The organism is Pantoea folii (assembly GCF_056678875.1).
Genome location: NZ_JBWXON010000033.1, coordinates 17695 through 31460, shown reverse-complemented (window position 1 = coordinate 31460; position 13766 = coordinate 17695). Strand labels below are relative to the sequence as shown.

Genomic DNA, 13766 nt, shown 5'->3' with positions numbered 1-13766 from the left:
GCGGCTGCAGGTGCAACGGCGGTCGCCAGCGCAGGCTGCTGCATCACTGGCGCAGCATAAGCCTGTTGCATGACCGGATAGCCAGCGTTCGCAGGTGAACGGCTGATACGAACTGACTCTTCGCCTTCAGAGATTTCCAGCTCGGAGATGCCAGACTCTTCTACCAGTTCGATCAGTTTCTTAATTTTACGAATATCCATGAGTGTGGTTCCGTACTCTGTTTAATTGGAATGTGACAGGCGTTTTACTGCCGTTTGTAAAGCCCATGAGTATCCATCAGCGCCAAGTCCACAAATGACGCCAGCAGATACATCAGAAAGATAGGAGTGATGTCGGAACGGCTCACGTGCATGCACGTTCGAGAGATGCACCTCAATAAAAGGGATGCTAACCGCCAACAGGGCATCACGCAGTGCAACGCTGGTATGCGTGAATGCAGCCGGGTTGATGATGATGTAATCCACATTGCCACGGGCCTCGTGAATACGATCAATCAACTGAAACTCTGCATTCGATTGCAAATGACTCAATTTCACATGGTGCTGATCGGCCTGCTGGGTCAAATCGCTGACAATTTCTGCCAACGTGGTGTGCCCATATTTCTCAGGCTCACGCGTTCCCAACAAATTCAGGTTGGGGCCGTTTAAAAGCAGTATGTGAAATTCGTGCGCCATCTTGCTGCTATCTCCTGCAATCAGTAAGGCATCGCGTAAAATACCGCGACATCTGTCGTTTGTCACTCCTGAGAGTGAAAAAGACGACTTCGCTTGCAATAAAGCCGGGCATTATATCCGTTTCGTCGCAATTCGCAGCAAAATACTGGTCTTATCTGCGAAGTTGATCGGATGCGGCCCGAAGGCCACACCTTTTATCAGATTTCACAGCAGGAAGACAACCATGCGGGGATTATCGATGCAGAAGTTTACGCAACTTATTGTAACGCCAACCTAACAGCACTAAAGCCACCAGCGCATAAATCCAGGGCTGCGGGGAGAAGACTTTCACCGACCAAAGATAGTGGATAGGTGCGAGGATCGCGACAAGATAGATGCCGTTGTGCAGGGTTTGCCAGCGACGGCCAAGCTTACGTTGGGCACGTTGAAATGAGGTGATGGCGAGGGCAAACAGCACCAGCCAGCAGATCATACCCAGTAACAGATAAGGACGTGAAACGATCTCACTACCTAGCAGTTGCAGGTGGTTATAACCCAGTTCCAGCAGGTAATAGCTGGTCAAATGCAAACATGCCCAGGCAAAACACCACACGCCGAGCAGGCGGCGTGTGCGAATCAGCAGAGGCTGTTTCAGGTAACGCGTGAGTGGGCTCACCAGCAGCGTCGCTAAAAGCAACTTTAACGCCATTCTGCCGGTAAAATGCTGGATATCTTTCGCCGGGTCGGCACTTAACCAACCCTGGCTGGCTGCCATAAACAGATACACAAACGGCAGGAAAGCCGCGAGATGCAGCACCACTTTTAAAAGGGTGATATGGCGTAACGTCAGTCGCACTCAGTAGTTCTCCCGTAAATCGAGCCCGCGATACAGTGAAGCCACCTCTTTAGCGTAGCCGTTAAACAGCAGGGTTGGCTGGCGTTCGACATTCAGAATGCCGCCGGAACCAATAAAACGCTCGGTGGCCTGCGACCAGCGCGGGTGATTCACATGGGGGTTAACGTTGGCATAAAATCCATATTCGTTATTGGCGATTTGGTTCCATGTGGTAGGAGGCTGGTCGCGCGTCAGGGTGATTTTAACGATGGATTTGATGCCCTTGAAACCGTATTTCCACGGCACCGTCAGGCGAATCGGGGCGCCATTCTGTGGCGGCAGCGCTTTACCGTACACGCCGGTGCTTAATAGTGTGAGAGGGTGCATCGCTTCATCAAGACGCAACCCTTCCACATACGGATAATCCAGCCCACCGCCAATAAAGCGATCTTTCTGACCTGGCATCTGGTCCGGAGCATATAACGTCTGAAAGGCGACAAAGCGGGCATTGCTGGTGGGTTCAGCCAGTTTGAGTAATTTATTCAGCTCAAAGCCCACCCAAGGGATCACCATCGACCACGCTTCAACACAGCGCATGCGATAAATACGCTGCTCCATGGCAAAACGTTTAAAGATGTCGTCCATATCCAGCGTGATCGGTTTCGCCACTTCACCTTCAATGCGCAACTGCCAGGGCTCAGTTTTCAGCGTGCCGGCGTTGGCAGCTGGATCGGCTTTATCCAGACCAAACTCATAAAAGTTGTTATAGCCAGAAACCTTGTCAAACGGTGTCATCGGCAGATCGGCCTGATACTGCGCGGGTTTGGTAAATTGCAGATCGCGACCTGCGGGGGCAGGTGGACGGTCATTGCCTTTAAACCAGCTCAGCACATCTGCCTGCGCCGCGCCGGGTAAACTTGCCGCAGCGGCGCCTAATCCCAGCGCTTTCAACACCTGACGGCGGCGCATATTAAAGATGCTCTCGGGCGTCACGTCGGATTCGGTAAGGTATTGCTTCAGCTTCATGGCATTCTCCGGCGAAAAAGGTGGTGTTGTACTCAGCATGATCAACTCGCGCTGGACACGCCACTTTGCCCGGAAAAATATGAAATTTCCTGGCAAGCGGGCTCTGTTGAGAATAGGACGAAAAAGTCCGTGTGAAACGCAAGCCATCACACTTTGCGGCTATACTCGCGCCGCAGGTCCGATTAGCATGGCGCACCGCCTAATTTGATGCGCGTCTGGCGCTGATTCAGACGATGTTTTGTGCTATTTTGCTCAGGTTTACGCCAATGAGCAGGTTGGCGCCGTCGGATGGCGACCGTTTAGTACCGCAGTGATACAGGCACAGGGATGCGATTAACAACTAAGTTTTCTGCGTTTATTACATTATTAAGCTTACTGGCAATGTTATTGATGCTGGTCGGCTGCGCTTTTAGTTTTATCTGGCTATCGCAACAACGCGTTGAAACACGCGTCAATACGCTAGCGACCGAAGTCGATAAAGCGCTGACAACGCAATCGCCACAAGAACTGACGCAGTGGTTGACGCGCATCATGCCGGTGATCAATGCGGAACAGATTGAGATGCATAACGGCAATACCGTGGTGTTTCAACTCGCTCGCCATGAAAATCCTATGCTCGAAGATGAGCCGAATCGTTTTATTCAGTTCGATCTTCCGTTAGTGCACTCTCCCGGCCTTGAGTTGCGTGTAGTGGTACTCGATCCTGCGAAAACCTGGTTCCGTTCCTTTACCGGTGCCTATACGCTGATTGTCCTGCTCAGCGTGGTGGCGATTATGTCGGCTTTACTGGTGATGACGCATCGCTGGATCAATCGTCGCTGGCAGCACATGGAGCGTTTAGAAGCTCGCTCCGAGCGTATTCTGGCGGGGGAGCGCGTGCCCTACGTCGGCCATTATGCCGAATGGCCGCCAAAAGCCAGTCGCGCTATTGACACTTTACTTAACGATCTTCAGGAAGCGGGCGAGCAGCGCTTGCGCATTGATACGCTTATCCGTACGTTTGCCGCACAGGATTCACGCACCGGCCTGAATAACCGCCTGTTCTTCGATAACCAGTTAGCCACGCTGCTGGAAGATCAGGAAGATGTGGGCACGCATGGCGTGGTGATGATGGTGCGCCTGCCCGATCTCGACACGCTGCATGAAACGCTGGGCCAAACGCTGGTGGATGAATACCTGTTTGACCTGATTAATATGCTGTCGACATTTGTTCTGCGATATCCAGGCGCTTTACTGGCACGCTACTTCCGCAGCGATTTTGCCGTGTTATTGCCGCACCGCACGCTCAAAGAGGCCAACAGTATCGCCGATCAGTTGATCAACGCGGTCGACTCATTGCCGCCGATGCGTATGGTCGATCGCGATGATTTAATCCACATTGGCATCAGCGCGTGGCGCAGCGGAGAAACTGTGCCGCAGGTGATGGAAAATGTCGAGATGGCGACCCGTCGTGCCGCCTTGCAGGGCGGTAACAGTTGGTCAGTCGGTGAAGGCAATACCTTAGACATGGGACGTGGTAGTGTGCGCTGGCGAACGCTGCTGGAAAACACGCTTAATCGCGGCGGCCCACGTCTTTACCAAAAACCGGCTGTGTTGCTGGATGGCAAAGTGCACCACCGTGAAATGCTGGCGCGCGTGTTCGATGGTGATAAAGAAGTGGTGTCGGCCGAGTTTATGCCACTGGTGCTGCAACTGGGTTTGACCGACAGTTGGGATCGCCAACTGGTGACGCGAATCGCGGCACTCTCTGAAGTGTGGCCTGATGAAACGCTGGCGTTACCCGTCAATATTGACTCCTTATTACAGCGTCCATTCCAGCGCTGGCTGCAAAAGCTTTTGCTGCAATGTACAAAATCGCAAAGAAAACGTTTTTTATTTGAACTTGCTGAGGCTGATGTTTGTCAACACATCAATCGCTTAGTGCCGGTTTTCCAAATGTTGACCGCGTTTGGTTGCCGTGTGGCGGTGGATCAGGCGGGCATGACCGTGGTGAGCAGTGCTTATATCAAGCAGTTCCCAATCGAAGTGATCAAACTCGATCCGGGGCTGGTACGTAATATTGAACGTCGTACTGAAAACCAGTTATTTGTGCAAAGTTTACTGGAAGTGTGCAAATCCACCTCGACACAAGTTTTTGCTGCGGGCGTGCGCACGCGCGCGGAGTGGCAAACGCTGGCGAATCTGGGCGTGGCAGGTGGGCAGGGCGACTTCTTTGCCCCATCATTGCCGGTGAACAGTAACGTGAAAAAACATTCACAACGTTATCGAATTTAGGTCTTCAGCCAGTAAAGTGGCGCTGAGGGGCCTTTTTCTGCCCTTTGGGGGATTACGTCCGCGCTTATGATGGCTGGAAATGTTAGATTTTATGTCGAAATTCGCCCGGTGATTAAGGGGGAATTTACGTTTAATAGGGCGGCTTAGCGCTATTTAACGGCGGCCAGGGATAAGCGAATCGGCCCAAAAAATTATTCAGCGTATTTTTTCACCGAAGCAGAACGTTTTTGCGCCTTGTAGCGGCTTCGCGTGGTTGGTAAAGTAGGCGGATTTTATTTTCCGCCCCCAGCTTGCAGGATTATCCCTTAGTATGTTTAAAAAATTTCGTGGCATGTTTTCCAATGACTTGTCCATTGACCTGGGTACCGCGAATACCCTGATTTACGTAAAAGGACAAGGCATCGTGCTGAACGAGCCTTCCGTGGTTGCCATTCGTCAGGATCGTGCCGGTTCGCCAAAGAGCGTTGCGGCCGTAGGTCATGACGCCAAGCAGATGTTGGGTCGTACTCCAGGCAACATCGCGGCCATCCGTCCTATGAAAGATGGCGTGATCGCCGATTTCTTCGTGACTGAAAAAATGCTCCAGCACTTCATTAAGCAAGTGCACAGCAACAGCTTTATGCGTCCAAGCCCACGTGTGCTGGTCTGCGTACCGGTTGGCGCCACTCAGGTTGAGCGCCGTGCTATCCGTGAATCTGCACAAGGTGCAGGCGCGCGCGAAGTGTTTCTGATTGAAGAGCCGATGGCTGCCGCAATTGGTGCAGGCCTGCCGGTATCTGAAGCAACCGGTTCGATGGTGGTGGATATCGGTGGTGGTACCACTGAAGTTGCCGTTATCTCTCTGAACGGCGTGGTCTACTCTTCTTCTGTACGTATCGGTGGTGACCGCTTCGATGAAGCTATCATTAACTATGTGCGCCGCAACTACGGTTCACTGATTGGTGAAGCCACTGCGGAACGTATCAAGCACGGCATTGGTTCTGCCTATCCGGGTGATGAAGTACACGAAATTGAAGTACGTGGTCGTAACCTGGCTGAAGGTGTACCGCGTGGCTTTACCCTGAACTCCAATGAAATCCTTGAAGCGCTGCAAGAGCCGTTGACCGGTATCGTGAGCGCAGTAATGGTCGCGCTGGAACAGTGCCCACCAGAACTGGCTTCTGACATCTCCGAGCGCGGCATGGTGCTGACCGGTGGTGGCGCATTGCTGCGCAATCTGGATCGTCTGCTGATGGAAGAAACCGGTATTCCGGTTGTCGTTGCAGAGGACCCGCTGACCTGCGTCGCGCGCGGCGGTGGTAAAGCGTTGGAAATGATCGACATGCACGGCGGCGATTTGTTCAGCGAGGAGTAAATCCTCATCGGCTGAGACCGTGGTCAAATTGCGCAGGGAGTCGCGCCTATCGACGCTGCGCACGACGGCGAGATGCGTCCAGCCCTGGAGGCGTTAGTCATAAGACTGGCGCTTCTTCCCTGATGTCGAGGAACACGCAGAATTTATGAAGCCGATTTTTAGCAGGGGGCCTTCCCTGCAGTTGCGTCTCTTTCTGGCAGTCATTGTGGCTATCGCGATCATTATCGCAGACAGCCGCGTGAGCTCCTTCTCCCAGATCCGCAACTACCTGGACACGTCGGTAAGTCCATTTTATTTTCTGGCCAATGGGCCGCGACAGCTTCTTGACGGCGTCTCAGAAACGCTGGCTTCACGCCAGCAGCTCGAGCTGGAAAACAAAGCGCTGCGCCGTGAGCTCTTCCTGAAAAACAGTGACCTGCTGATGCTGGGGCAATACAAGCAGGAAAACGCACGTCTGCGTGAGCTGCTCGGCTCGCCACTGCGTCAGGATGAGCACAAGATGGTGACCCAGGTGATTTCAACCGGCACCGATCCGTATACCGATCAGGTGGTTATCGATAAAGGCAGCGTAAACGGTGTTTACGAAGGCCAACCGGTAATCAGTGATAAAGGTGTAGTGGGTCAGGTGGTGGCTGTGGGTCAGGTGACCAGCCGTGTACTGCTGATTTGTGATGCTTCGCATGCGTTGCCGATTCAGGTGTTACGTAATGATATTCGCGTGATTGCGGCGGGTAACGGCTGCAGTGAAGATTTGCAGCTGGAACATCTGCCGGGCAACACCGACATTCGTGTCGGCGATGTGCTGGTGACGTCAGGTCTCGGCGGGCGTTTCCCTGAAGGCTACCCGGTTGGAGTGGTCTCTTCCGTGAAAGTCGATACCCAACGTGCCTACACCGTGATTCAGGCGCATCCGACGGCAGGCCTGCAACGTCTGCGTTACCTGCTGCTGTTGTGGGGCGCGGATAAGAATGGCGACATGCCAATGGCACCAGATGAAGTTCACCGCGTGGCGAATGAGCGTCTGATGCAGATGATGCCGCAGGTCTTGCCGCCAGCAGGCGAAATGGGCCCACCGGCACCGGATATGATGCAGCCTACGCAGCAAATGGGGCCGCCGGCACCCGCTAACAGCAGTCGTTCGCAAGGGATCCCAGCGAACACACGCGGAGGCCAGCCTTGAGTCGATATCGCAGCCAGGGCCGATGGGTTATCTGGCTGTCCTTTCTGATTGCCCTCATTCTGCAAATCATGCCCTGGCCGGAACAAATCTACATGTTCCGGCCTTCATGGCTTTTGTTGATCCTGGTTTACTGGGTTCTGGCATTACCGCACCGGGTTAATGTTGGTACAGGCTTCTTTTTAGGGGCCGTGATGGACCTGGTGGCCGGTTCGACGCTGGGGGTGCGCGCGCTGGCGTTCAGCATCATCGCGTATCTGGTGGCCTTCAAATTTCAGCTATTCCGAAATCTGGCGTTGTGGCAGCAGGCATTAATGGTTATGGTGCTGTCGCTCGCGGTGGATGTCATTGTTTTCTGGGCTGAATTCCTGGTCATCAACGTCTCATTCCGCCCGGAAATCTTCTGGAGCAGTGTGGTCGACGGCATTCTATGGCCCTGGCTATTCTTATTAATGAGAAAGATTCGCCGACAGTTCGCTGTTCAGTAAGGAAGACTATGATAAGCCTGTATCTCGCATCCGGTTCACCGCGTCGACGTGAACTGCTCACGCAACTTGGGCTGCAATTTGAGCGCCTGATTACCGACGTTGAAGAGCAGCGCCAGCCAGAGGAAGCGGCGGAAGTTTATGTGCGCCGTCTGGCTTTGGACAAAGCGCGCGCAGGTGTGGCGGTCGCGCCGCGGGATTTACCGGTGCTGGGTGCAGATACCATCGTGGTCCTTAACAACGATGTGCTGGAAAAGCCGCGCGATGCTGCACACGCAGCGCAGATGTTGAGTCAACTCTCCGGGCAAACGCATCAGGTGATGACCGTCGTCGCGCTGGCTGACAGTGCACGCGAGCTGGATTGCCTTGTCACCACTGACGTGACATTCCGCAATATCACGGCAGAAGAAATCTCGCACTATATTGCCAGCGGCGAGCCGATGGACAAAGCCGGCGCGTACGGAATACAGGGTCTGGGCGGCAATTTTGTCCGCAAGATTAATGGAAGCTATCACGCCGTAGTGGGATTACCGCTGGTTGAAACCAATGAGTTGCTGAGCCACTTTCAGTCACTGCGTGCGTTAAGGGGACAAGATGACGGCTGAGCTGCTGGTTAACGTTACACCTTCTGAAACCCGTGTTGCCTATATTGATGGCGGCATTCTGCAGGAAATTCACATTGAGCGCGAAGCACGGCGCGGTATCGTAGGGAATATCTATAAAGGTCGCATTAGCCGCGTTTTGCCCGGCATGCAGGCCGCGTTTGTTGATATTGGCATGGATAAAGCCGCCTTCCTGCACGCTTCTGACATCATGCCGCACACCGAATGCGTGGCGGGTGATGAGAAGAAAAACTTTGTCGTACGCGATATTAGTGAGTTGGTGCGCCCCGGCCAGGATTTAGTGGTACAGGTGGTGAAAGATCCGCTCGGCACCAAAGGCGCGCGCCTTACCACTGATATTACGCTGCCTTCACGTTATCTGGTGTTTATGCCAGGCGCATCGCATGTGGGTGTTTCCCAGCGTATTGAAAGCGAAGCGGAGCGTGATCGCTTGAAAGCGGTCGTTTCCGCCTACTGCGACGACCTCGGCGGCTTCATTATTCGTACTGCCGCCGAAGGCATCTGCGAGGAAGACCTGGCGCAGGATGCCGCGTTTCTCAAGCGTCTCTGGACCAAAGTCAGCGAGCGTAAGAAACGTAACCAGACGCGTTGTCTGCTGTACGGCGAGTTAGCGTTGGCACAGCGCGTGTTGCGCGACTTTGCCGGCGCAGCGCTGGATCGCATTCGCGTTGATTCACGTCTGACCTGCGATCTGCTGGTGGAATTTACCGGCGAATATATCCCGGAAATGGCCAGCAAGCTGGAGCTGTACAGCGGCAAACAGCCAATCTTCGATCTGTTTGATGTTGAGAATGAAATCCAGCGCTCTCTGGAGCGCAAGGTTGAACTCAAGTCGGGCGGCTATCTGATCATCGATCAAACCGAAGCCATGACCACCGTCGATATCAATACCGGTGCATTTGTTGGGCATCGTAATCTCGACGAAACCATCTTCAACACCAACATTGAAGCCACACAGGCGATTGCTCGCCAACTGCGTCTGCGCAATTTGGGCGGCATTATCATCATCGATTTTATCGACATGAGTAATGACGACCATCGTCGCCGCGTACTGCATTCGCTGGAAAGTGCGCTGAGCAAAGATCGGGTGAAAACCGGTATCAACGGCTTCTCGGCGCTCGGTCTGGTGGAAATGACGCGCAAACGCACGCGGGAAAGTATTGAACATGTGCTCTGTGCCGATTGCCCGGTGTGCAAAGGGCGCGGCACGCTGAAAACGGTGGAAACGGTCTGCTACGAAATCATGCGCGAAATCGTGCGTGTTCATCATGCTTATGATTCCGATCGTTTCCTCGTTTATGTTTCCCCGGCAGTGGGCGAGGCGTTAAAAAGCGAAGAGTCACATGCGCTGGCTGAAGTGGAAATCTTTGTCGGTAAGCAGGTTAAAGTCCATGTTGAGCCGCTCTATACTCAGGAGCAGTTTGACGTCGTCATGATGTAAGTCGTGAGGCTGAACGCCGTTATTCAACGGGAAGCAAGGAGAGGTGTGTGAGGCGGTTGCCGAGGATTTTGTTACTGCTGCTCGCCGCAATCATCGTTATTGTGGCGCTGCTAGTCAGCGGGTTGCGCCTCGTTATGCCGCATCTCAACAGCTATCGCAGCGACATACTGCAGACGATTTCACGCGTCAGCGGAGTGACGGTGGATGCCAGCGAGCTGCAGGGTAAATGGGAGAACTTCGGCCCAACCCTGCAGGTGCGTAATCTCAACGTTGTGATGCCGGACGATGGCAAACTCACCATTGGCCGCGTAAATCTGGCGCTTAACGTCTGGCAATCGCTGCTGCACTGGCGCTGGCAGTTCCGTGATCTTACCTTCTGGCAACTGCGTCTCGAAACCAATCATCCACTGCTCACCAGCGATCAACAAAAAAACAGCTTTAAGCCGGCGCAAATCAACGATCTGTTTCTGCGCCAGTTTGACCACTTTGATCTGCGTGATAGCAGCATCCGTTTTCTCACGCCCTCTGGCCAGCACGCTGAGCTGGCGATTCCGCGCCTGACCTGGCTCAACGAAAGCACGCGTCACCGTGCGGAAGGGGAAGTCAATCTCTCCAGTTTTACGGGGCAGCATGGTGTGGTGCAGGTGCGACTCGATCTCAACGATACCAACGGATTACTCAACGATGGCCGCATCTGGATGCAAGCGGATGACGTCGATGTGCGTCCGTGGATCGGTCCGTGGCTGCGCGACAACACCAGCCTCGAAAGTGCCCGTTTCAGCCTGGCGGCATGGGTGAATCTGCGTGATGGCGATGTCTACGCCGGTGACCTGTTGCTCAGTAAAGGCGGTGCACGCTGGCGCGGCGAACAGGGCGATCACCAACTGCAGGTTGATGGCTTAACCGCACATCTGGCGCGTTTCCAAAATGGCTGGAGTTTGTCCGTCCCGCAAACCCGACTCAGCACCGATGGCATCGCCTGGGCACCGGGACACTTCTCATTGCTGTGGAAGCCGGAAGACCAGCAGATGCTGGGCGCCAACAGTGGTGCGGAGGTGCGTGTGCGTGCCACGCAACTGGATCTGGAGCGTCTGGCACCGTTGGTGCCGCTGTTCAAACCCTTATCCCCTGCGTTACTGGATAACTGGCGTGCATTGCAGCCGCGCGGCAACATCGATGCGCTGGCGCTGGATATTCCGCTCAATCAGCCCGAACAAACCCGCCTGCAAGCCAAATGGCGCAACCTGGCGTGGCAGCATTGGGAGCTGTTGCCAGGGATCAGCAATCTAAACGGTACCGCCAGCGGCAGCGTGAGTAACGGTCGGTTGGATGTGGCGATGGGACAAGCGGAAGTGCCTTATGGCGACATGTTCCAGGCGCCACTGCAAATTCAACAGATCACTGGCAAACTGAACTGGCAGCGCGATGCCAGCGGCCTGACGCTGGACGGTCAGAATCTTGATGTTCAGGCACGTTCCCTGTGGGCGCGCGGTGATTTCCGCTATCAGCAAAATATCGGCAAAGCGCCACAGCTGAATATTCTGGCGGGCATTCGCGTCACCGATGCGGGTGATGCCTGGCGCTACTTCCCGGAACCGCTAATGGGCCATGATCTGACCCATTTCCTCAGCGAGTCGATCAAAGGCGGGAAGGTGGACAATGCCACGCTGTTGTTCGCCGGTAATCCCAGCCTGTTCCCGTTTAAGCACAATGACGGCATGTTTGAAGTATGGGTGCCGCTGCGTCAATCCACCTTCCAGTTCCAGCCCGGTTGGCCCGCGCTGGAAAACCTCGATATCGACCTCGATTTTGTTAACGACGGCCTGTGGATGAAAGCCGAGAAAACCAAATTGGGAGAAGTGGATGCACGTAACGTCAGCGCGGTGATCCCGGACTATCTCAAAGAGAAGTTGATTATTAATGGCGATCTTAGCGGTCAGGGCAAGCAGATTGCCGATTACTTCGAACAGACGCCTCTGAAATCGACGTTGGGCGCGGCACTGCAGCAGTTGCAAATCGGTGGCAATGTGCGCGGTTCATTGAATCTCGATATTCCGCTGGATGGTGAATTGGTACATGCCAGCGGTAATGTGGTGATGAACAATAACAGCCTGCACATTAAGCCGTTAAACACCACACTGGAAAACCTCACCGGACGTTTCCGTTACAACAACGGCAATCTCGAAAGTGAAGAGATGCAGGCTAACTGGTTTGGTCAGCCCACTGGCGTCAGTTTTACCACTACCGAAAACCCTGACAACTTCGGTGTCAATGTGAAGCTGCTGGGCGACTGGCAGCCGTCGAAACTGAAAGTGTTGCCGACCAGCGTTAGCAGTCAATTGAGCGGCAGTCTGCCGTGGCAGGGCAATGTCGACATCACGCTGCCACACAAAGGGGGCGCGACCTATAAAGTCGATTTGCAGGGTGAGGGCAAAACAGTAAGTAGTCACTTACCTGCGCCGCTGGATAAGCAGGCGGGCGAAGCGATGCCCATCGCCATTAACGCCACCGGTGATCTGAAAGGATTCACGCTAAGCGGCAGCGTGCGCGAGCATAACCGTTTTAACAGCCGCTGGATTCTCGAACCCCAGCTGCGCGTGGATCGCGGCATCTGGCTCAACGATGCGAAAAGCACGCCGAAGCTGCCAGAAAAACGCGGGATGGAACTCAATTTACCGCCGCTGGATGGTGAAGCCTGGATGGGGCTATTGGCGGGAAGCAGTGGTTCGCGTAATGCTCAGGGCGAAACGGAAGTCGGCGGCGCGCTGTTACCAGGCGATGTGACTTTGCGGACACCGGCACTTATGCTCGGTGGCCAGCAGTGGCATGACGTTAATGCCACCGTCACGCAAGGGCCGACCGGCAACACACAACTCCAGCTGGAAAGCCGCGAAGCGCGCGGCATTTTGCAAACCGCACAGCATGCGCCATGGCAAATCGACCTTAGCTATCTTTACTACAATCCAGAATGGGCGAACAGCAGCGACAACAACGCCTCGCCGTTGGGTGGCAACAGCAGCACAGTAGACTTCAGTAACTGGCCAGCGATGCAGCTAAACTGTGATGAGTGCTGGCTGCGCGGGCAGAAGTTTGGACATATGCAGGCCAGATTACAGCCGCAGGGAGAGACGTTAGCACTTACTAACGGTAGCGTGGATTCCGGCAGTGCGAAGCTGAAGATCAACGGAGAATGGGTCAATAAGCCGGGCAATCAGCGTACCTCATTAAAAGGCAGTCTGAGCGGTAAAAACATCAATGATGCCGTTAACTGGTTTGGGATGAATACCCCACTTCGTGACGCGCCGTTTAACGTGGATTATGACCTGCACTGGCGTTCCGCCCCGTGGCAGCCTTCAGCGGAAACGTTGAGCGGTACGCTGAAAACCCATTTTGGCAAAGGCCAGATTGCGGATGTGAACACCGGGCGTGCGGGGCAGTTGTTGCGCCTGATGAGTTTTGACGCCTTGCTGCGCAAGCTGCGCTTCGATTTCAGTGACACCTTCAGTGAAGGCTTCTATTTCGATTCAATTAACGGCACGGCGTGGATCGAAAACGGTGTGATGCACACGGATAACCTGCTGGTTGATGGCCTTGAAGCGGATATCGCCATGCAGGGGCAGATCGACCTGGCAAAACGCCAGATTGATATGGAAGCGGTCGTTGCCCCTGAGATCTCCGCTTCGGTGGGAGTGGCGACGGCCTTTGTGGTCAACCCGGTGATCGGGGCCGCCGTATTTGCCGCCAGTAAAGTATTGGGCCCGCTGTGGAATAAGATCTCGCTACTGCGTTATCACATTAGCGGACCGTTGGATAAACCGGAAATCAATGAAGTGCTGCGCAAACCGCGCGAAGACGACAAGAAGTGAATTTGACGCCGTCGGGGAATTGCCGCAGGCTA

At 54.3% G+C, this 13766-nt stretch carries 10 protein-coding genes and 1 pseudogene; 7 read left to right on the top strand and 4 right to left on the bottom strand.

Annotated elements, in window-relative coordinates; genetic code table 11:
- The 4 genes and pseudogenes from AC1MDE_RS25355 to msrP all read right to left on the bottom strand — a co-directional run.
- Positions 1 to 200, bottom strand: a pseudogene (locus AC1MDE_RS25355) (acetyl-CoA carboxylase biotin carboxyl carrier protein); the annotation flags it as partial.
- Positions 201 to 221: 21 nt separating this feature from the next.
- The gene (gene aroQ / locus AC1MDE_RS25350) at positions 222 to 674 is read right to left on the bottom strand and encodes a type II 3-dehydroquinate dehydratase (RefSeq protein ID WP_058959566.1); all 453 of its coding nucleotides are present in this window, start codon (positions 672 to 674) and stop codon (positions 222 to 224) included.
- 232 nt (positions 675 to 906) lie between these two features.
- Positions 907 to 1509, bottom strand: a complete 603-nt coding sequence (msrQ, locus tag AC1MDE_RS25345) for a protein-methionine-sulfoxide reductase heme-binding subunit MsrQ (RefSeq protein ID WP_034831066.1) — start codon at positions 1507 to 1509, stop codon at positions 907 to 909.
- Positions 1510 to 2514 (bottom strand): protein-methionine-sulfoxide reductase catalytic subunit MsrP, encoded by a 1005-nt coding sequence (gene msrP, locus AC1MDE_RS25340; protein ID WP_034831065.1) that lies wholly within the window; start codon positions 2512 to 2514, stop codon positions 1510 to 1512.
- 327 nt (positions 2515 to 2841) lie between these two features.
- Between msrP and csrD the strand changes: the two genes are divergently transcribed.
- From csrD to yhdP, 7 genes are all read left to right on the top strand, one after another.
- Positions 2842 to 4788 carry an RNase E specificity factor CsrD gene (gene csrD, locus AC1MDE_RS25335; RefSeq protein ID WP_160834438.1) on the top strand — a complete coding sequence of 649 codons (1947 nt, stop codon included), beginning with the start codon at positions 2842 to 2844 and terminating at the stop codon, positions 4786 to 4788.
- Positions 4789 to 5098: 310 nt separating this feature from the next.
- Positions 5099 to 6142: a rod shape-determining protein MreB gene (mreB, locus tag AC1MDE_RS25330; protein ID WP_007891976.1), complete on the top strand. Its 1044-nt coding sequence runs from the start codon at positions 5099 to 5101 to the stop codon at positions 6140 to 6142.
- A gap of 145 nt (positions 6143 to 6287) precedes the next feature.
- Positions 6288 to 7322 carry a rod shape-determining protein MreC gene (gene mreC / locus AC1MDE_RS25325; RefSeq protein ID WP_034830877.1) on the top strand — a complete coding sequence of 345 codons (1035 nt, stop codon included), beginning with the start codon at positions 6288 to 6290 and terminating at the stop codon, positions 7320 to 7322.
- Positions 7319 to 7807 (top strand): rod shape-determining protein MreD, encoded by a 489-nt coding sequence (gene mreD, locus AC1MDE_RS25320; RefSeq protein ID WP_034830875.1) that lies wholly within the window; start codon positions 7319 to 7321, stop codon positions 7805 to 7807. Before mreC ends, mreD begins: the two co-directional genes overlap by 4 nt.
- Positions 7808 to 7815: 8 nt before the next feature.
- Positions 7816 to 8409, top strand: coding sequence for a Maf family protein (locus tag AC1MDE_RS25315; protein ID WP_480345175.1), 594 nt, complete (start codon positions 7816 to 7818; stop codon positions 8407 to 8409).
- On the top strand, positions 8399 to 9868 hold the full coding sequence (gene rng, locus AC1MDE_RS25310; protein WP_038644369.1) for a ribonuclease G: 1470 nt from the start codon (positions 8399 to 8401) through the stop codon (positions 9866 to 9868). Before AC1MDE_RS25315 ends, rng begins: the two co-directional genes overlap by 11 nt.
- A gap of 47 nt (positions 9869 to 9915) precedes the next feature.
- Positions 9916 to 13734, top strand: a complete 3819-nt coding sequence (gene yhdP / locus AC1MDE_RS25305; protein WP_479399738.1) for an AsmA2 domain-containing protein YhdP — start codon at positions 9916 to 9918, stop codon at positions 13732 to 13734.
- Positions 13735 to 13766: the final 32 nt, after the last annotated feature.